Origin of the sequence: Pedobacter rhodius (assembly GCF_027213645.1) — a bacterium.
GTDB lineage: Bacteria > Bacteroidota > Bacteroidia > Sphingobacteriales > Sphingobacteriaceae > Pedobacter > Pedobacter rhodius.
Genome location: NZ_JAPWGL010000001.1, coordinates 950240 through 971588 on the forward strand (window position 1 = coordinate 950240; position 21349 = coordinate 971588).

Sequence of the window (21349 nt, forward strand, 5' to 3'; positions counted from 1 at the left end):
AAATGAAAAAAACAGACGAGCAAAATCAAAACAATTTTATTTTCCTATACTCAATCGGTTATTTCCGAATGTGTAATCCCTGTTAAAGCTTAATCTTTTAACAGGCTCCTAAGGGCATCCAAATCTTAAATTTTCTATTGCTGAAAAGGCGGTTTTCAACCACCATGGAATTGCTATGCCTGATTATTATCCTTTTAACTAATCATTAATTAAAATTTATGTTCAAAAAACTCAAATTGCCGGTTATTATACTTTTGCTTCTTCTAACACAAAAGTTATCGGCTCAAAATTCAATCGTTACCGGAACGGTCAGGTCGGCTGATGGTGAGAGTATTCCGGGTGTATCCGTTTTGGTAAAAGAAACCAAACAAGTTGTTGCTACCGATGCAAAAGGTGCTTTTTCCGTCAATGCTTCCGATAAAAACACATTAGTATTCTCTTATGTTGGTTTTCAAAGCCAGGAAATTCTGGTTAATAAAAGTGCGGGCGCGCTAACCATAACTTTGCAGGCAAGCGAAAATGCACTGGATGAAGTTGTGGTAACCGCACTTGGTATTTCAAGACAGAAAAAATCATTAGGTTATGCGGTTCAGGAATTAAAAGGCCAGGATTTAGCTGAAGCGAAAGAATCGAACCTGGTGAATGCATTAGCCGGGAAAGTTGCGGGCGTTCGGGTCACAAACAGTCAGGGCGATATGGGTTCATCCCGGGTGGTTATTCGAGGGGAAACTTCTATCTCAGGCAATAACCAACCTTTATTTGTCGTGGATGGTGTTCCGGTTGATAATTCCCAATTAAATTCGGGAGGTGCCAGAGATTATGCAAATGCCATTTCAGATATTAATGCCGATAACATTGAATCGATAAGTGTGCTGAAAGGACCAAATGCTGCAGCACTTTATGGTTCCAGGGCAGCCGCCGGTGTTATTCTGATTAAAACTAAAACCGGAAAATCGAAAAAAGGTGTTGGCATTACACTTAATTCAAATGCTGTAATTGAAACGATAGCGACACTGCCGGTTTATCAAAACGCATTCGGGCAAGGTTCGGAAGGTAAATTCAGCTATGTTGATGGAAAAGGCGGCGGTATTAACGATGGTGTTGATGAAAGCTGGGGTCCGAAACTCAATGGTCAGTTAATACCCCAATTTTATTCGAAAGGTGTTGCGGTTCCTTTCATTGCACATCCTGATAATGTGCGTGACTTTTTTGAAACCGGCTATGCTTTAAATAATGGCATCGCGATAGCAGATGCTTCAGAGAAATTTGATTACCGTTTATCTTACAATAACCTGAAGCAGGTTGGTGTTATTCCAAATTCAGGTCAGGGAAAAAATAATTTCTCGCTGAACACAACATTAAAATTGACGCCGAAACTAAGCATCACGGCAAACGCAAATTACAGCAAACTTTCTTCCGATAATTTACCGGGAACAGGCGGCTCGAGGTCAACAAGTACCATGTTGCAGTTTACCTGGTTTGGCCGACAGGTCGATATCAACCAGTTGAAAAATTATTTAGATGAGAACGGCAATACCTTCAACTGGAACAACAGCTACTACAGCAATCCGTATTGGGTGGCTTACGAAAATACGGTTTCACAAAATCGTAACCGGTTAATCGGAAGCCTTGGTTTAAACTATAAAATTATCGATGGACTGGAATTCAATTTCCGATCGGGAACAGATTATTATAACGACAGACGGAAAATCAGAATAGCCTATGGCACCAACGGAACGCCATTTGGCTCTTATGCCGAAAGCGCTTTTACCGTAAATGAAAACAATACGGATGCAACATTAAATTTAAATAAGCAATTGAGCGCTGATTTCAGTATTGAAGGTTTATTGGGAAGCAATATCCGTTCCCGTTACATTGAACAAAACGACCAAAGTGCGCCAAGATTAGCGGTTGCAGGTTTATACTCGCTAAGTAATTCAAGAGACCCGCTAATTTCATCTAATAACTATAGTAAACTTAAATCTTATAGTGTTTATGCATCTGCACAGGTTGGGTTCAGGAATTACCTTTTTGCCAATGTTACAGCCCGTAACGACTGGTCGTCAACCCTGCCATCGCAAAACCGGTCTTATTTCTATCCTTCATTTAACGGAAGTTTAGTGCTTACGGAAGCCTTTGATATTAAGGGGACATTTCTTGATTATGCAAAAATCCGTGGCGGCTGGTCGAAGGTTGGTAAAGATGCCGATCCTTACCGCCTGGCAAATACTTATGTTTTTGGTGCGCCTTATGGCTCAAGTCCGCAATTAACCACATCTGCTACAGATTCAAACCCAAACCTAAAACCCGAAACAACAACTTCATCAGAATTGGGTGCAGAAGCGGTTTTTCTTAACAAAAGGGTACGTTTAGATTTAAGTTTATACAATACCAACAGTTACGACCAGATTTTGAGTGTTGATGTTAGTCCTTCTACAGGTTTCCGTTCAAAACTTTTAAATGCGGGAAAAATTAATAACAAAGGTATCGAGGTTCAATTGGGGTTAACGCCTGTTAAAAAGCAATTTACCTGGGACATTGATGTAAACTATGCGGTAAACAGGAGCAAAGTTGTGGAATTGGATGCTGCCGGTTTATTACAGAATTATGTAATTGCATCAAACTCCGCGCAGGTTATCGCTGCTGTCGGACAACCTTACGGAACACTTTATGGCAATGCCTATTTAAGAGATGCAAACGGAAGTATTGTTGTAAATGCGACCGGTGCGCCACAAACCGACCCGACTAAAAAAGTTTTGGGGAAATATACACCTGACTGGATTGGCGGCGTTTACAACACTTTCAGCTATAAGGGCATTAGTTTAGGCGTTTTGGTTGATGCAAGTTTCGGTGGTTCAATCTACAACGGTACATATGCAACAGGAACATACACGGGTGTGCTGGCATCAACCTTACCGGGAAGAGCGGCCGAATATGGTGGAATTTCATACTATTATCCGGGAAATGTTAAGGCAAACGGAACGGTTAGGGTTAATGGAACTGCACCCGCTGGCGTAACGGTTTACGATGATGGGATAATTTTTGATGGCGTAACCGCTGATGGTAAGAAAAATGAAAAAATATTACCGGCTCAGCAGTACTACAAATCATTCAGAACGATTGATGAGGCCAATATTTTCGACGCTTCTTATGTAAAACTTCGTGAGGTAAAATTGAGTTATAACCTGCCTTCAAAATGGCTGAAGCCTTTAAATCTGCAAGGTGTTTCGGTTTCACTAGTTGGCCGGAACCTTTGGATTATCCATAGAAATGTTGAAGATATTGACCCTGAAGTTGCGTTTAATACAGGCAACGGACAAGGTCTAGAAAGTCTCTCAAATCCAACCACACGCAGCTATGGTCTTAACCTTAACATTAAATTTTAATCTTCAAAAAATGAAAAATTATAAATTATATATACTTGCAGTTTTTGCTTTCGCGCTCTCTTCATGCGGTAAGGAGTTGGATGAAGTAAATATCAATCCGAATGCAACAGAAAATGCCCAGCCCGATTATTTGCTGACAGGTGCAATAAAAAATACGGCTGATGCTTACTGGAGCACCGCAAATACCATGAATTCTAGTTTGTTATTTGTTCAGCATTGGTCTAAAATACAATATACTGAAGAAGATCGCTTTATCTTTTCGAACAGTAGTTTTACATCGCTTTGGTCTACCGGTTATTCGCAAAGCATTACAGCGTTTAATAAAATAATCGAACTGGGAAATGCGCAGTCAAACCCAAATTATAAAGGTGTTGCACTGGTTTTGCGGTCATGGGTGTTTTTATTGTTAACAGATGCGTATGGCGATATTCCTTATTCGCAAGCGGGAAAAATTAACGATTATATCACACCGGCCTACGATAAACAAAAGGCTGTTTATTTCGGCTTGTTGGATGATTTAAAAACTGCTAAAAATACTTTGGATCCTTCCGGAAAAGCAATCGCAGGCGACGTAATTTACAGCGGGAATATTGTGAGATGGAAGAAATTTGCCAATTCGTTAAGACTTCGCATTGCCTTAAGAATAGCAGATAAGGAAGCGGCAAAGGCAAAATCTGTATTAGATGAAATCAAAGCGGATGGCGATTTATTTATCAGCGACAACACAGATAATGCACAATTAAATTACTTAACGTCGCCGCAACAAAATCCGGTGAGTGCATTGTTCGAAACCCGGGATGATTATCGCATCAGCAAAACGATTGTAGATAAACTGTTTGCACTTAACGACCCAAGGTTGCCGGTTTATGCAAGTAAAACACAAACGGCTACGCCGGAAGAATATATTGGCGTTCCGAACGGCTTAACAAATTCAGAAGCCAGTATTTTAGGCTTTGCGAAAACATCAAAACCCGGGGCATACTTTTTATTGCCACAAGCACCGGCTGTAATTTTTAGCTATTCAGAATTACTTTTTGATAGGGCAGAAGCAGCTGCAAGAGGATTTACAACTGAAAATGCAGCCGATTTATACCAGCAAGCCATCAAAGCATCGCTAAAACAATATAATATTTCTGATGCGGCGGCGGCTACGTATGCTGCGCAGGCATCGGTACAATATGATGCTGCAAACTATAAAAAATCAATCGGTGAGCAAAAGTGGATAGCGCTTTTCGGTCAGGGTTTGGAGGCCTGGGCAGAGCGAAGAAGGTTAGATTATCCACAGTTAACTGCTTCGGTAAATACGGTTTTAAACGGACAGATTCCGGTTCGGTTTATTTATCCGGGTACGGAACAATCCTTAAATGGCATAAGCTATAAAAATGCGGTTGCCAGTCAGGGTGCAGATTTATTAACCACGAAACTTTGGTTCGATGCTTTTTAGGGCGTTCGTCGTTCCCTTGCTTGGCAGAGATCCTAAATCGACGGGTTTAATCCGTATTGCGCATTAGGATTCCAGCCTTCGCGGGAAAGACGGCTTGAAAGCAAAGACGACTTATGAAGAAGAATTAATTTGATTGCTCAACTAGTAAAGTCTCCATAAGTCGTCATTCCCTGCTCGACAGGGAATCTTAAAGCGATGGGTTTTTATCTTCAGGTATTATGCATTAAGATTCCCGCCTTCGCGGGAAAGACGGCTTGAAAGCAAAGACGACTTATGAAGAAGAATTATTTGATTGCTTAGTAAGTGAAGTCTCCATAAGTCGTCATTCCCTGCTCGACAGGGAATCTTAAAGCAGTGGGTTTTTATCTTCAGGTATTTTGCATTAAGATTTCCGCCTTCGCGGAAAAGACGGTTTGAGGTGGAAAGAGCATTTGAGTATTGAGTTGCATGTCTCAATAAGTCGTCACTCCCTGCTCGACAGGGAATCTTAAAGCGGTAGTTATTAGTGATGAAGTATATAAAAAGATAATTAGAAAATTATACTACTATAAATCCTCATTAAATAAGTCAAGCCAATCAGGGTTTAGTTCACTGATTAATTTAATTTTCCAAGCTCTATTCCATTTTTTTATTCTTTTTTCTTCTGCAATCGCCTCCTCTATATTTGGAAAGAATTTAAAGTAAACCAATTTTTTACAATTGTATTTAGCTGTGAAGGAATTCAGATATTTTTTTGTTTATGTTCAATTACTCTTGTATACAAATCTGAGGTAACACCAATGTAATAAACAGTGTTATATGAATTTGTCATAATGTAAATACAACCACCTCTTTCCATGAAATAAATCTAGATATTCTTTTCAAAATTCAAGTATGAATTGATAGGCTTTTTAGGGAGATTTCCGCCTTCGCGGAAAAGACGGCTTGAGAGCAAAGACGACTTATGAAGAAGAATTAATTTGATTGCTCAACAAGAAAAGTCTCCATAAGTCGTCATTCCCTGCTCGAAAGGGGATCTTAAAGCGATGGGTTTTTATCTTCAGGTATTATGCATTAAGATTCCCGTCTTCGCGGGAAAGACGGCTTGAAAGCAAAGACGACTTATGAAGAAGAATTATTTGATTGCTCAACAAGAAAAGTCTCCATAAGTCGTCATTCCCTGCTCGACAGGGAATCTTAAAGCAGTGGGTTTTTATCTTCAGGTATTATGCATTAAGATTTCCGCCTTCGCGGGAAAGACGGCTTGAAAGCAAAGACGACTTATGAAGAAGAATTAATTTGATTGCTCAACTAGTAAAGTCTCCATAAGTCGTCATTCCCTGCTCGACAGGGAATCTTAAAGCGATGGGTTTTTATCTTCAGGTATTATGCATTAAGATTCCCGCCTTCGCGGGAAAGACGGCTTGAAAGCAAAGACGACTTATGAAGAAGAATTATTTGATTGCTTAGTAAGTGAAGTCTCCATAAGTCGTCATTCCCTGCTCGACAGGGAATCTTAAAGCGATAGGTTTTTATCTTCAGGTATTATGCATTAAGATTTCCGCCTTCGCGGAAAAGACGGTTTGAGATCAAAGAGGACTATGAAAAAATTACATGATTGCTCAACAAGTAAAGTCTCCACAAGTCGTCATTCCCTGCTCGAAAGGAAATCTTAAAGCAGTGGTTATATCTGTATTGCGTATTAGGATTTCCACCTGCCTGCCTACAGTAGCTACCATTAGGACACATCTTAAGTTTTAAACGCGGCGAGTTTCCATCCTTGAAAGATATCCTCAAATTTATCTAATCCTCTTTTTATGATGATAGGACCCGCTGGCTGTGATTTAACATTTCCCTTCCACCCCCCAAGTCTTGCGATAATCCAGCTTGCCCAGGAGAGTTTATTTTTTGGGTATGGATTACTTGTTTTGATTGTTTTAGGCAAATGATTTTTTTCAATGGCTTCCAGACAGTTAATTTCCTGCTCATCAAACACTTCACTAAGTTCCTGACAATCTTCTTTTCCATAAGCCAAATAAAGCTGCATTACCCTCAATGCCGCATTTAACACCATCAAAAATAGTTTTCTGATTGCCCATCCTGTTTCTAACTGACTCTCCTCTATCTGAAAACCCTGTTTCTTTAGTATCCGAAACAACTGCTCTATATACCATCGCTGTGTGTAGCGGTAGATTATATTCAGGGCTTCCTCTAAACTTAAGGTAGGCTGATCTGTTAACAGTCTCCAGCATACGCTATCTTTAGCATCATTGTTCTTTTCCCTTGCCTCTATGACGTATAGTTCTTTTTCTTCAGCTATCTCTTTGCCAACACCGTTGGTTGGCTTTTTAATGCTTACCTTTTGACACCTCACCTCCATTTCTGCAGTTCTTTTGGTTTTATCTTTACGCAGGTCGGCCGGTAAGGTTAGTAAGTATTCGCCCAGTACCGGGGACTCCTTTAATACCGAATGTAATCTGGAACCATCGGCCAATCTTCGGTTATCCCTGCTGCGAATGATCAAACTGGTACGATAATCCGGGATTAGGCAGAACTGCTCATAGATATCTCCCTCTCTATCCTGAATAATAGTGATATGGCTCGCTTCTGATAAAATAGCTTTGGCTTTATTACCCGCTTTAATCCATTTGAAAGATTCCTTTTCTTCCAGCGGTTCTCTTTTATAAACCTTGGTGGTATTATTTGACTTGTCTTTTGTACGATGCCATAACTGGAGGTCACAAAAGCCTAATATAGCTTCACTGCTGGCATCGAGTACCAAACTCACATGAGAAAGAAACCCTAAGCCTGTTTTATTTCCAACTAAACCCAGGCCGCTTGAGGGCTTAATGTTATTGGCATTCTTACTTAAACCGAAAGAACTGCTGTCCTGAATGACCAATACATCTTTACCTACAGTGTTTCTAGCACAACGCTGTATCATTTCCCTAATTAAATCCGACTCGTTAACTGATTCATTACACAAAAAACGATAAAAACCTTTCTGCTCTGCTTCGTTTTTTGTAGCGGAATGAATGACGGAGCTTCTGCTTTGAAGCAGCGATGAAGATATCAGCTCGGCTCGGCGCTCTAACCGTTTATCACCCAAAAGACCATCAAAATCCGGTTTATGTACTATACGCTCCATTCTTCAAAGATATTCTTTATTTGTGTCCTAATGGTAGCTACAGTAGACAGGCGCGGGAAGACGGATCGAATTGGGAAAGACGGTCTGAGCGCAAGACAGGGCAATGAAGTCTTTTTAAAAAAGCTCACTCGTTCCCAGGTAACCATTAACCGATTTTAAAATTTCGCTACCTATTTCTACTGCATTTCCAATACCGACACCTTTTATCGCGGCAAGCTGATCGGTCGTTTTAGGTAATTTTGTAGCAATTAGAAGAATTGCCTGTTCAGAAAGTACCTTATGTTCCGGAACATTCCTTTTCTCACTGATGATTTTTCTTATTCTTAAAAGTTCATTGAATAATTGTAGGTTGGAAATTTCTTTCGGATCAATAACAACCTTTGGTTTCCTGCCGGTTTGTACCGGCTCGTATCTGCTGCCTGCTTTATGATAAGCTTTTGTGTATTCGTTGATGTTAAATTCTGCCCAGGATAATTTGAGTAAGGATAGTTTTAGGGCTAAATCATTTATTAAATCACTTATCCGGTTCAATATCTTTTCTGATTTTTCATCAATGTAAACGTTCAACTCATTGAATTTATCTGCCTCGTTTAATACCATTTCAAGTTTTGGAATGAAGTATTTTGAGGCCTTGCTTAGCCGGTCGATAAATTCAGCCTCATCTTTTACAGCTTTGGTTTTTGATAAACCCGTAAATTCTTTTTTAATAAATCTGCCTGCAATACCAATAATTTCATCTTCCAAAACTTTGGTTATTTTATCAACAATTTCATGGAACGCCGTGTTTCCGGGATTGTTACCGAAACTCGATTTCTTTAACACGAGCCAGTTTTTCTGTATGGCCGTAAAATCAAGTAAATCATGAATCAAAGTCCATTCGTAATTTTTCGAGGCATTTGCTAAAGCAGCTGCATCCGGTTTTGAAACAACGGCATCTTTTGTAAACCGGATCACCCGTTCATCTGTAATTACATTCTCTGCTGTAATGGGCGATTTCAAAATTAAACCTTCCAGGCTTCTGCAGCGACTTAACGCAACATAGGCCTGGCCGTGCGTAAAAGATGAACTCACATCTACAATGGCATTATCAAATGTTAGGCCCTGGCTTTTATGAACCGTTATTGCCCAGGCTAATTTAAACGGATATTGCGAAAATGAACCGGTGTTTACTTCCGTAATTTTATTATCTGAAGGATTTAAGTTGTATTTAATGTTTTGCCATTCTTCCCGTTCAACCGCTAATTCTGTATGATCATCGCTAAATTTTACCTTAATACCCTCGTTTTTTATTTCCGTAATCACCCCTGCTTTACCGTTATAATAAAGCTTTTTGCCCGATGAATCATTTTTAAGGAACATCACTCTTGCCCCAACTTTTAATTCTAACACCTCATCAACGGGATAAGCATCTTTAGGGAAATCGCCGGTAATTTTGGCACCAAACTGATGAAGTTCACCATCCAGCTTTTCTAAATATTCCTGGTTAATTTGGGTAACCAGATTATTGTGCGTGGTTAAAGTGATGTAATCTTCTTTTTGAATCTCAGCCAAACTAACTTCATTACGCTTATTTAATTCGAGCAATAATTCTGCTGAGAGATTATTTTCTCTGATCCCATTCAAAATTTCCAGGAATGTCGGATCCGATTGCCTGTAAACTTTATCGAGCTGGAAAGTTGTAAGCGGATTTGAACGAATAACCAGGCTGTCGAAAAAATAAGGACTATTGTAGTAAGTTTTTAAAATGTGCCAGGCGTCATGAGCAATTGGCGAAAGCTGGTACAAATCGCCAATCATTAAAACCTGAACACCACCAAAAGGCAATTGTGATGATTTTACATTTTTTAGTGCGTCATCAATAAAATCCAGTATATCTGCCCGAACCATACTGATTTCATCCACAATTAAAAGCTCAAGGCACTTTAATAACTTAATTTTCTCTGATGAATATTTAATCGGCTCTGCTAAATGATTTGGAATAAGTGGCCCAAACGGAATCTGGAAGAAGGAGTGAAGCGTAACGCCTCCTGCATTTATAGCGGCTACAGCAGTTGGCGCAACAACAGCATAGTTTTTTTTTGTTGTTTCCCTGATGTGCCGCAACAAAGTTGTCTTGCCTGTTCCTGCTTTTCCGGTAAGAAAAATAGATTGATTGGTAGATTTAAGGAAATCGAGAATAAGCTGATGTTCGTGGGCCAAAGTATATTTTTTAAAGAGTTGAAAAGCACCTTAAGGTGATTCCATTTCAAAAATACAACGATTTTTTAAATGTTACTAAAAATGTTAGTATCTATTTGTAGATGCCTCGCGAAACGGTTTCAATTTAAAAATATTATATAATAAAGAACAACTTAAGGGTTTAACTTATTCTTTTTAGTGGTTGTTAATGAGGTTATTGTGAAAACTTAAACCGAATTACTTTCGTTTCTATACTAACACTACGCAAGTGGTGAATTATAAAAGGAGTAGCCGAAAACCTCAAATAGAGTAGGCATTATTAAAATTAGAAAACGTTATGAAACTTCAAGAGTTAAATTTAAACGAAATGAAAGAAATCAACGGTGGTGGTTTATTAGGTGGTAATGATTCAGCTAGTTCAGGCGGATTATTAGGTTCAATTGGAATTGGTAATTTATTATCTTTTTCTAATGAAACACAAGATGGAGATGAATCGAGTAAAACCTCATTCTCTTTAGGTAATAATATTGGTGGAAGCCTTCAAGGTTTGTTCCAAAGTATTACTGGCTAATTCGAATTTTAAATTCCAATTATAAAAAAGACCCGATTTATCGGGTCTTTTTTGCTAAAACTAATGCATAAACGTTCTAAATTAAAGGAATGACAATTTTGTTCTTTTGTTTTTGCAAAACCAAATGGTCTTATTTTCGTATATAATTTTAGATATGGATAGCGAAAAATACATATTTCCGAAAGAAGTTATCGAAAATACAGCAGAATACCATTTTCATTCACATAACTCGAACACAAAAATAATATACCAGGTGCTTCTGGGTACACTTGTTTTAGCATTTATTTCCATGTTTATAATTAGGGTAGATGTGAATGTTAAAAGTGCTGGCTTGTTTAGGCCAACTGCAGAGCGTAACGAAATCAAACCATTAATTGCAGGCAGAGTAGATTCGTTATTCATTAAAGAGAATATGCATGTAAAGGCTGGGCAGGTGCTTCTTACCATACGAAAAGAAAATATAGAAAGTCAGGACGCTTTAAATCAATTTCAACAAACTGATGTTGAAGACCAGTTATTTGATTTGGGTTTGCTTATAAATGCCTACCGAAGAAATGATTGGGCACAGAAATTACCTTTAAAATCAGGCGTTTATGGTCAGCAATATAGTTTATTTATGCAGAGGGTTACCGAAGCAAAAGCCAGATACCAGCTTGCTTTAAAGAATTTTGACCGTTATGCTTATTTGTATAAAAAAAAAGCTGTTTCTGCACTGGAATATGATGAGGTTAAATTAAAAAAAGATAATGTATTTAATGAACTTTCTTTAATTGGAGAAGAACAGGGCAGTAAATGGCAAACAGAACTTAACCAGTTAAGTATTCAAAATCAACAGCTTGATACAAAAGATAAGCAATATAATGAAGAAAAAGAATTTTACACCATAAGAGCACCATTAACCGGAACTGTTCAGGAACTTAAGGGGATTCAACCTGGGAGTTCAATTTCGGCAAATGAAATTTTAGGAGAAATTTCTCCTGATTCGGGATTGATTGCCGAAACCTATGTGGCACCTAAAGACATCGGCTTATTAAAGATTGGAACCAAGGCAAGATTTCAAATCGATGCTTATAATTACAATGAGTGGGGGATGGCAACAGGAAAAATCATTTCTATATCAAGCGATATTTTTATGCAGAATGACGCTCAGCCATTTTTTAAAGTCCGTTGTTTGTTAGATAAGAATAGCCTGAATCTTAAAAACGGCTACATTGGTAAAATAAAGAAAGGCATGACCTTACAAGCCAGATTTTTTGTAACCCGCAGAACTTTGTTCCAGCTCCTGTACGATAAGGCCGATGATTGGCTAAATCCAAATGTTATTCCGAAAACTAAAGAAACAACTTTGAGTAAATTATGAAATCTGAGCGCAACTTCTTTGGTGATATTTTAGCAAAATTTAAAGCAAATAAAAAAGCTAAAAGAACGATAATTAAACAACACGATATAACCGATTGTGGCGCAGCTTGTTTGGCTTCAATAGGTATTCATTATGGTCTCGATTTACCAATTGCCAGAATAAGGCAGTATGCATCTACAGATAAAAAGGGTACAAATGTTTTAGGATTAATTGAGGCCGCAACCAGGTTAGGTTTTTCGGCAAAAGGTGTTAAAGCTGATTATGAAAATCTTTTTGGTATTCCATTACCTGTTATTGCGCATGTTATACAAAATAATGTGCCGCATTATGTTGTTATATATGCTATTCATTCCGATTATATTGAAATAATGGATCCTGCTTATGGAGAAATGAAGCAGATTTCTCATAACGAATTCAGGCAAAAGTGGAGTGGTGTTTTACTAATGTTGCTTCCGGGCGATGATTTTACCGCTGGAACAGAGCGAATATCTTTGGAAAAGAGATTCATCTATCTTTTAATGCCTCATAAATCGATATTGATTCAAGTATTAATTGGCGCTGTTTTTTACACAATCCTAGGCTTATCAACTTCAATCTTCCTTCAAAAAATTGTAGATAATGTGCTACCAGAAGGGAATACAAATTTGTTGAATTTGATGGGAACGGTGATGATAATTATTATTTTACTTCAAATTTTTATCAATTACGCAAAAACATTACTAACCATAAAAACCGGTCAACAAATTGATGCAAGGCTTATTTTGGGCTATTATAAGCATCTTTTAAAACTTCCGCAACAATTTTTTGATACGATGCGTGTCGGCGAAATTATTTCTAGAATGAATGATGCCGTTAAAATAAGAGCTTTTATAAACGATGTTTTAATAGGTTTTTCGGTTAATGTTTTTATTCTGATATTTTCATTTGTATTAATGTTTACTTATTACTGGAAACTGGCGTTGATTATGTTAACGGTTATTCCTTTGTATGCAATAATTTATTACTTTTCCAACAAATTAAATCGCAGTACACAACGTAAGTTAATGGAGAAAAGTGCCGATCTGGAAAACCAGCTTGTAGAATCTGTAAATTCTGTTAGTACTATAAAACGATTTGGCCTGGAAAATTTTTCAAATCTGAAAACGGAAATTCGTTTTATCGATTTGTTGAAAACAGTTTATACTTCAGGAACTAACTCACTTTTAATCGGAAATGCAAGCAGCTTTGTTTCGAGTATTTTTGCTGTCATTTTGCTTTGGGCGGGCGCAACTTTTGTAATCCAAAATTTAATAACACCTGGAGAACTTTTATCATTTTATGCTATTATTGGTTATTTTACAGGCCCGGTAATTGGTTTAATTGGAATGAATAAAATTTTTCAGGATGCCAGGATTGCTGCAGACAGACTTTTTGAAATCATGGATTTGGAACGAGAAAAGACTGAAAACAAAACTGAACTTCTTCCTGACATGATTGGAGATATCGAATTTAAAAATGTAAATTTCAGGTATGGCACCAGGGTAACTGTATTTGAAGATTTTAGCCTCAAAATAAAAAAAGGTGCAATCACTGCTGTAGTAGGTGAAAGTGGTTCGGGTAAAACAACTTTACTTTCATTGCTCCAAAATATATATCCTTTACAATCTGGTAATATTATAATTGGCGAATTTGATATTAATTATTTAACCAATGAAAGTTTAAGGAAACTTGTTGCAGTTGTACCTCAGGATGTTCATTTATTTGCAGGCAACGTAATTGATAATATTGCAATAGGAGATATGGAGCCTGATATGAAAAAGATAATTCATATTTGCGGACAGCTTAATATTCTTGATTTTATAGAGCATTTGCCACAGGGTTTTGAAACTTATTTAGGTGAAAATGCAACAAGCCTTTCGGGCGGACAAAGACAAAGACTTGCTATAGCGAGGGCTTTATACCGCGAACCCGAAATTTTAATTCTTGATGAAGCAACTTCTTCTTTGGATTCTACATCTGAAGAATATATACACAATGCTGTCTCGGTTTTAAGGGCGAGTGGCAAAACAATCATTTTAATTGCTCATCGTTTAAGTACTGTTATTAATGCTGATAAAATTGTGGTATTAAGAAGGGGCGAGTTAATAGAAGAGGGAACCCATAAAGAATTGCTCAAGCAAAAAGGCATTTATACAGAAATGTGGATCAAACAATTTCCATTATTGGAGCATGTTTAGTTGTTACCACCAACTCAATGGAAACTTAATTTCATCAACAGAACTTGCAATTAAATCGGGTTTAAAAGCATAATGGCTCAATCTGTCTTTTGTAGAAATGCCTGACAGTACGAGAATGGTTTTGTAACCCATTTGTACACCACCCTGAATATCGGTTTCCATGGTATCGCCGATTACCGTCGTTTCAGAGGTTTCAAGGCCCAGAAACTTTCTTGCCGAACGCATCATAACCGGACTTGGTTTTCCGGTAACAAATGCTTTTCTACCGGTCGCTTCTTCAATCATTGCGGTTGTTGCAGCGATTCCTAAATTATTCCATCCCGGTTTTTTAGGCGATGGATCGCGATTGGTTGTTATAAATTTTGCGCCTGCCAATATCATATCCACGGCACGCTGAACCATTTCCAGGGTAAAATTTCTGCCTTCGCCCAATACCACAAATTCAGGATCGGTATTTACAAGCGTAATTCCATTTTCATGCAAACTGCTAAGTAAGCCACCCTCACCCAAAACATAGGCCGTACCATTCGGACTTTGGTCGCTAAGGAATTTACCGGTAGCCATTGCACTGGTATAAACATGTTTATCTTCCACTTTTATACCTAAACCTTTTAATTTTCGACGTACTTCTAAACTTGTTCGCTGACTATTATTCGTCATAAAGGCAAATGGAATGTCGTTTTTAATCAAATTATTGATAAACTTATCTGCACCGAAGATGAGTTCTTCACCGCTGTAAACCACGCCGTCCATATCAATTAAAAGTCCCTGTTTCATAAAAAAAAAGCTAAATAACGGTTAAACCCAAATATAAGATTTATATAATCGTTATTTATACACTTATTAATATGAAATGGTTAATTGTTCTTCCCGGGAAGGCGGAAAATTACTCGCTGTATTTTCTTTTGGCGGCGTAAGATTGGTACCACAAATAAAATACCCAAACCAATAGCACAGTGCTGTATATCAGTTCAGGTTCATAATAATCAGAACCTATTAGTATGATAACTGTGGAAATCAAAACCGTCAGAAAGAGATAGAAAAAATTTTTCATAACTTACTGATTTAATGGTTTTTGTATATTGTAAATATAACATAAATCTGAAAGCTATCCAAATCTAATGTCGTTTTTCAGAAATTTTTAACTTTTTTAACAAATAATAGAAGATTTATTTTAATAATCATAATTAATTACGTCGTTGTATGATTATTTTGATAAAATAGATATGAAGGGTCTTGTATTTTTAATACAAAATCAGGAAACGATAAGTTTTATGAGCAAAACAAGGTGAATGTTGCGGCGATAACCAGCCTATCTTGAAATATTTAACGATGTTATAGCTAAAGAGAAACATAAACAAGTTATTTAGCTAAATTTTTAAACGGTTTTATGAACGTTAAAAATATTAAGTTCTGCCCATCTTTTTAAGCATATTGAAATGCGAACGTAAAGCTAATGGAAAGGTTTTATTCTCATTATATACAATTCCATATTCTAAAGCTGTTGTTTTTACAATTTTTGAAATCCAGCCGTAATGGATATGGCAAATTTTAGGGAATAAATGATGTTCAATCTGTCTGTTTAGTCCGCCAAGGAAAAAAGCGGAGAATTTGCAGTTCGTTGCAAAATTAGCCGTCGTATTCATTTGGTGTTCAGCCCATGCTTCCTGCATATTGCCTTTTGCATCGGGTAAAGGAAATTCGGTGCCTTCAACAACATGGGCAAGTTGAAATACCAGGCCCATCGTAAAGCCCTGTGCAAAGTGCAGAATGATGAATCCGGTAATGACCTGGTACCAGGCAATATCCATCACCAGCATTGGTAAAACCAAAAAAAGAAAGTAATACAGTGCCTTATAAAAAAAAAGATTAAAGTATTCTATTTTTGGGTGATTGTTTGCGTGCGCCCCAACTGAGGTTTGAAAGAATTTTTTATAATCTTTTCTTAATACCCATGAAAGCGATGCAAAGCCGTAAAGCGGGAAGGCATACCACTGCTGAAACCGGTGAAAACTTTTTAATTCGTCTGAAGCGGCGATTCTGATTAAGCCTGGTGCCACCTCAATATCTTCATCATGGCCGGCAATATTGGTATAGGTATGATGTACTACGTTATGCGTAATGTTCCATACATAGGGATTTGCACCGAGCAGGTTAAAAAGAAAACTTAAAATCTTATTTACTTTTTTCGACTTTGAAAACGAGCCGTGAATGGCATCATGACAGATATTAAAACCAACAAATGCAGCAGTCATTCCAAGTAGGATGGTTAGCAGGGCAAGCGATAATAAGTTGAGCGGGAATATAAGAATAACAAGATACAGGATAACATAACTCAAAAGAAATATGATGGTTTTTAGCCACATACTAAAGTTTGCATTAGGTGAAATCTGATTTTCTTTAAAATGATGGTTTACCCGTTTGCGTAATTCCGCATAAAAAGGGCCTGCTGCTGCTGCAGGAAATTTTGCTTTTAATTTCATTGAAATGTGGGTTAAACAAATTGTTTCACCACTATTTCGTTTTAAGCAGCTCTGTAACTTATTATTTTTTGCGGGAATTTCCCTGCAGTTTTTTAGACTGTAAATATATAAACGAAAAAACCCTTTAAAGGGTTTGAGTGAAAATATTTATTTTTTTAAAATATTGTTATTTATCGCACAGGAAGGAAGTAACAAAATTTTGAAGAAAATAAAATGAATTTAGTTATTATTTAGACTAATTCTTATTAATTTTGGCTGCGCTTTAAAGTTCTTGTTAATAAACAGAAAATGAAAAAACTATTATTTGCCATAACCTTATTATGGTCAGTTACTGTGCATGCACAAAAGAATAGCCTTTTGGAATCGTCATTTTGGCAAAGCAAACCTGATGTAGATGCCGTAAAAGCTGAAATTGCGAAAGGTGCCAACCCGGCTCAGTTAAATCAGTCGAGCTTTGACCCGGTTGTACTGGCCATTAATGCCGATGCTCCGAATGAAACCATCAAGTATCTTTTAACTCAACCCGGAAACGATGTGGGCAAGCTCACTCATGATGGCCGTATTTATTTACACTGGGCTGCTTATCGTGGTAATGATGAGCTAACAGGTTATTTAATATCAAAAGGTGCTGATTTGAATTTAATTGACAGTCATGGTGCAAGTCCTCTAATCTTTGCAGCATCTGCCAGTCAGCCAAATACAAAGGTTTACGATTTATTTGCAGCGAAAGGTGCCAGCCTTAAAGCAGAAAAAAATGGTGCCGGCGCAAATTTATTGTTGTTAGCAATCGGTAATGATAAAGACTTAAAACTCACGGATTATTTTATCTCAAAAGGATTAGATTTAAAAAGTACAGATGCCGAAGGCCATAATGCTTTCGGTTATGCTGCTAAGTCGGGTAATGTTAGTGTATTAAAATCACTTATCGCAAAAGGCGTTCCGGTTGATAATGGTGCAATGCTGATGGCGAGTGAAGGCTCACGCAGAGGTCCGGCACCGGTGGAGGTTTTTGAATATTTAGAAAGCCTGAAAATAAAACCAACAGTATTAAGTAAAGATGGACGAAATGTATTGCATGCCATCGTTCGCAGGCCTGGTCAGAATGCTTTGATTGAACATTTTATTGCAACAGGCGTAGATGTAAATCAGGCTGATGTGGATGGAAATACGGTATTAATGAATGCCGCAATGTCGAATCGTGATACGGCCGCGTTTGCCTTGTTATTACCAAAGGTAAAAAATATTAACCAGGCAAATGCCAAAGGATTAACAGCCCTTGCTATGGCTGTGAACAGCAATTCTGCAGCAGTTGTTAATTTACTTATTGCAAAAGGTGCAAACCTAAACGCAGTTGACCGGGATGGAAATAACCTTGCCTATTATCTGATCCAGGCTTACCGCCCGGAGACTGGTCGCCCCGGACCGGCAGGTGCGTCTTCAAAGACACAGGATTTTGAACAAAAATTAGCCCTGTTGCAGGCTAAAGGTTTTAACATTACTACACCACAAAAAAACGGAAATACAGTATACCACCTGGCTGTAGCAAAAGGAGATATTGAGCTTGTAAAACGTTTTCAGGAATTTAATGCCGACGTAAATGCTAAAAATAAAGAGGGCATTACACCTTTACACAAAGCAGCTATGATTTCGAAAGACGATTCAATATTGAAATACCTTTTATCTATTGGTGCTAAAAAAGAATCCAAAACCAGTTTCGACGAAAGTGCTTTCGACCTTGCCAGCGAAAATGAATCACTATCAAAGGCTAATGTTTCACTCAGTTTCTTAAAATAAATATGACTAACTTCTTCAGGATAGCGCTGCTGGTAACATCAATTGCGTTTTTAAAACCAAACCAGGCAAATGCTCAGGCCGCAAAATATAAGTGTATGATTCAGATGACGAATTATATGGGTGAAGGCGCTTATATCGTTATTTCATTAATCGATGCTAAGGGGCAATATGAAAAAACCTTGTATGTGCTCGGCTCCGATAAAAAATGGTACAATAGTTTAAAAGAGTGGCATAAGTTTAATGCTAAAAAGCCGGCAAACATAAGCGCGATTACAGGCGCTTCATTAACCGGTGGCGACAGAGGGGTTTCCATTATCGATATTGATAAATCAAAAATCAATACAGGGTATAAGCTTCGCTTTGAGAGTGCGGTAGAAGACCAAAAATATAATGTTAAAGATTTGGAAATACCGCTTACTACAGAAGCACTTGCGGCTAAAAGTGAAGGGACCGGCTTTATACGATACGTACGTTTTAGCCCTAATTAGTTTTATTTAGGATAATGACGAATCATTTCTGGAGGTACAGCCACTTAGCACTGGCCGTATCTTCTTTTCTTTTTCTTCTGCTTGCTTCACTTACCGGTGCAATACTGTCTGCAGAACCAGTTTTCGATCGACTAAAGCCTTATGCAGCGAAAAATCTTGATGCGTTAACCTTAGCACAAGCCATTCCGGTTTTACGTGAAAATTATCTGGGTATTACAAAAATTTCTGTAGAAAGTAACCAATATGTTTTAGTTGAAGGAACGGATAAAGCCGGAGCGAATATTAAAGCTTATGTCGACCCCAGGACAGGCAAAATCGTTGGTAAGCCCACCAGGAAAAATGAGTTTTTTCAATGGGTAACGAGCTTGCACCGCTCTTTATTTCTCCACGAAACTGGTCGGGTATTTATTGGTTTAACGGCATTTCTTTTAATTTTAATTGCGTTTTCCGGGATTATGCTCACGATAAAACGCCAGCGTGGTATAAGACGTTTTCTGGCTAAAATACCAAACGATGGAACAACTCAATATTATCATACCGTTGCAGGCCGGTTATCGCTTGTTTTTATCCTGTTAATTGCCTTAAGCGGAACTTATTTATCCCTAAATACTTTGGGGATTATTAAACCGGTAAAAACCAATGTTGATGTCGACTTCGACAACATTAAATCAGGTACTCAGAAGAACCTAAAAGATTTCGATTTATTTAAGCGCACTAATTTAGCAGAAGTTCAAACCGTCGAATTCCCATTTTCGGAAGACGTTGAAGATTATTACACTTTGACATTAAAAGATAGGGAAGTCGCATTAAACCAAATTACAGGTGTTGTAATCGCAGAAAGCAAATATCCCTTTTCGGTATTGGTGAGCAACCTAAGCCTGGATATTCACACCGGGCGGGCTAGTGTTGTATGGGCGGTAATTTTGGGAACTGCCTCTCTCAGCATATTGTTTTTTATATATTCGGGTTTTGCAATTACTTTAAAAAGAATATCCGGCCGCACAAAAAACAAGTATAAAAAGGAGGAGAGTAATTACATTTTATTGGTTGGTTCAGAAAACGGAACAACAAACCGATATGCTTCTGCTGTTCTTAAATTGTTAATTAAGCGAGGTAAAAAAGCATACATCACTTCAATGAATGATTATACTGTTTATCCAAAGGCAGAACATTTCCTGGTTTTTACATCTACTTATGGGATAGGGGAGCCACCATCAAATGCCAATAAATTTCTCGCCTTAATTGATGAAAAACCTCAACCGAACCCAATTACTTATTCAGTGCTTGGTTTTGGTTCGAAGTCGTATCCTGATTTCTGTAAATTTGCTTTTGATGTTCACAATCAACTCTCTGCAAAAAGCTGGGCAATACCGTTAATTGATGTTCATACGGTTAACGATAAATCTCCCGATGATTTATCCTTATGGCAGGAATCCTGGTCGCAAAAAGCGGCTATTTCATTTCAGGATTTTTTCGGTCCGGGTAAGGAAAAGCCAAGGCAGTTGAGAAGTTTTTCAGTTCAATCGAACCTGAAATTTGGCGACACTTTCTTGATTGAGTTGAAAGGCGGCAGGAAGCTGAAAGCAAAATCGGGCGATTTACTGGCGGTTTATCCTGCAAACGATCACCGGGAGCGTCTTTATTCGATCGGAGTTATTGACGAAAAAATACAGTTAAGCATAAAACTTCATGAGAATGGATTAGGCTCAGGTTTTCTTCATGCTTTAAAGGTAGCAGATACGCTTCGGGCGAGGGTGGTTAAAAACGAACATTTTCATTTTCCTGCGGAATCTTCAGCCGTTGTTATGATTGCCAACGGAACCGGAATCGCACCCTTTCTAGGGATGCTCGATGAAAATAAAAACAATGTGCCCTGTTATCTATACTGTGGCTTTAAAAATACTTTGTCTTTTGAGCCATTTAGTGCATTTCTAACCGGTAAAGTTGCTGAATCAAAGTTAAGCAAACTCAATGTAGCTTATTCGAGAGCAGGTGTTAAACAATATGTCAGCGATTTGGTCGCTGTTGATGCGGATGTGATTGCCCAAAAACTCACTGAATCTGCTACCGTTATGATATGTGGATCGCTTTCCATGCAGAAGGATGTTTTAATGGTATTGGCGAAAATTTGTATTGATAAAACCGGACATCCGCTATCTTTTTATCAATCCAGGAACCAGATTTTAACGGATTGTTATTAAGGCCTCTAGCCTCCATCTGCCTGCCGGCACCTTCCTCCGGTGGAGAAAGGGTTTAAGAGTGGGAATTTACTACTATTCCCTCGAGTCGTCATTCCCGCGCA

At 37.9% G+C, this 21349-nt stretch carries 13 protein-coding genes; 8 read left to right on the forward strand and 5 right to left on the reverse strand.

Going from position 1 to position 21349, the window contains the following annotated elements; all coding sequences use genetic code 11:
- Nucleotides 1-218: 218 nt before the first annotated feature.
- Both O0931_RS04180 and O0931_RS04185 read left to right on the forward strand, forming a co-directional pair.
- Nucleotides 219-3386 carry a SusC/RagA family TonB-linked outer membrane protein gene (locus tag O0931_RS04180; protein ID WP_269414291.1) on the forward strand — a complete coding sequence of 1056 codons (3168 nt, stop codon included), beginning with the start codon at nucleotides 219-221 and terminating at the stop codon, nucleotides 3384-3386.
- 10 nt (nucleotides 3387-3396) lie between these two features.
- Nucleotides 3397-4830 carry a SusD/RagB family nutrient-binding outer membrane lipoprotein gene (locus O0931_RS04185; protein WP_269414292.1) on the forward strand — a complete coding sequence of 478 codons (1434 nt, stop codon included), beginning with the start codon at nucleotides 3397-3399 and terminating at the stop codon, nucleotides 4828-4830.
- A gap of 721 nt (nucleotides 4831-5551) precedes the next feature.
- On the opposite strand, the gene O0931_RS20115 is transcribed toward O0931_RS04185, so the two are convergent.
- The 3 genes from O0931_RS20115 to O0931_RS04195 form a co-directional block, all read right to left on the reverse strand.
- Nucleotides 5552-5668: a GIY-YIG nuclease family protein gene (locus O0931_RS20115; protein WP_428982631.1), complete on the reverse strand. Its 117-nt coding sequence runs from the start codon at nucleotides 5666-5668 to the stop codon at nucleotides 5552-5554.
- A gap of 891 nt (nucleotides 5669-6559) precedes the next feature.
- Entirely contained in the window at nucleotides 6560-7957 is a 1398-nt protein-coding gene (locus O0931_RS04190; protein WP_269414293.1) for an IS4 family transposase, read from the reverse strand.
- Between the two features lie 114 nt (nucleotides 7958-8071).
- Complete coding sequence (locus O0931_RS04195) at nucleotides 8072-10156, reverse strand: AAA family ATPase (protein WP_269414294.1); 2085 nt, start codon at nucleotides 10154-10156, stop codon at nucleotides 8072-8074.
- A gap of 316 nt (nucleotides 10157-10472) precedes the next feature.
- Between O0931_RS04195 and O0931_RS04200 the strand changes: the two genes are divergently transcribed.
- From O0931_RS04200 to O0931_RS04210, 3 genes are all read left to right on the forward strand, one after another.
- Entirely contained in the window at nucleotides 10473-10706 is a 234-nt protein-coding gene (locus O0931_RS04200; RefSeq protein WP_269414295.1) for a hypothetical protein, read from the forward strand.
- 154 nt (nucleotides 10707-10860) lie between these two features.
- Nucleotides 10861-12066, forward strand: a complete 1206-nt coding sequence (locus tag O0931_RS04205; RefSeq protein ID WP_269414296.1) for an HlyD family secretion protein — start codon at nucleotides 10861-10863, stop codon at nucleotides 12064-12066.
- Complete coding sequence (locus tag O0931_RS04210) at nucleotides 12063-14282, forward strand: peptidase domain-containing ABC transporter (protein ID WP_269414297.1); 2220 nt, start codon at nucleotides 12063-12065, stop codon at nucleotides 14280-14282. The genes O0931_RS04205 and O0931_RS04210 overlap by 4 nt, the downstream gene beginning before the upstream one ends.
- Before the next feature lie 3 nt (nucleotides 14283-14285).
- Here O0931_RS04210 and O0931_RS04215 read toward each other — a convergent pair whose 3' ends face one another.
- Both O0931_RS04215 and O0931_RS04220 read right to left on the reverse strand, forming a co-directional pair.
- Nucleotides 14286-15059, reverse strand: coding sequence for an HAD-IIA family hydrolase (locus O0931_RS04215; protein ID WP_269414298.1), 774 nt, complete (start codon nucleotides 15057-15059; stop codon nucleotides 14286-14288).
- A 629-nt stretch (nucleotides 15060-15688) separates the two neighbouring features.
- Nucleotides 15689-16765: a fatty acid desaturase family protein gene (locus O0931_RS04220; RefSeq protein ID WP_269414299.1), complete on the reverse strand. Its 1077-nt coding sequence runs from the start codon at nucleotides 16763-16765 to the stop codon at nucleotides 15689-15691.
- Nucleotides 16766-17053: 288 nt separating this feature from the next.
- Between O0931_RS04220 and O0931_RS04225 the strand changes: the two genes are divergently transcribed.
- The 3 genes from O0931_RS04225 to O0931_RS04235 are packed head-to-tail and all read left to right on the forward strand — an operon-like array spanning nucleotide 17054 to nucleotide 21248.
- Nucleotides 17054-18559: an ankyrin repeat domain-containing protein gene (locus O0931_RS04225; RefSeq protein WP_269414300.1), complete on the forward strand. Its 1506-nt coding sequence runs from the start codon at nucleotides 17054-17056 to the stop codon at nucleotides 18557-18559.
- A 2-nt stretch (nucleotides 18560-18561) separates the two neighbouring features.
- Nucleotides 18562-19047, forward strand: a complete 486-nt coding sequence (locus tag O0931_RS04230; protein ID WP_269414301.1) for a DUF2271 domain-containing protein — start codon at nucleotides 18562-18564, stop codon at nucleotides 19045-19047.
- Between the two features lie 14 nt (nucleotides 19048-19061).
- Nucleotides 19062-21248: a PepSY domain-containing protein gene (locus tag O0931_RS04235; protein WP_269414302.1), complete on the forward strand. Its 2187-nt coding sequence runs from the start codon at nucleotides 19062-19064 to the stop codon at nucleotides 21246-21248.
- Nucleotides 21249-21349 lie beyond the last annotated feature (101 nt).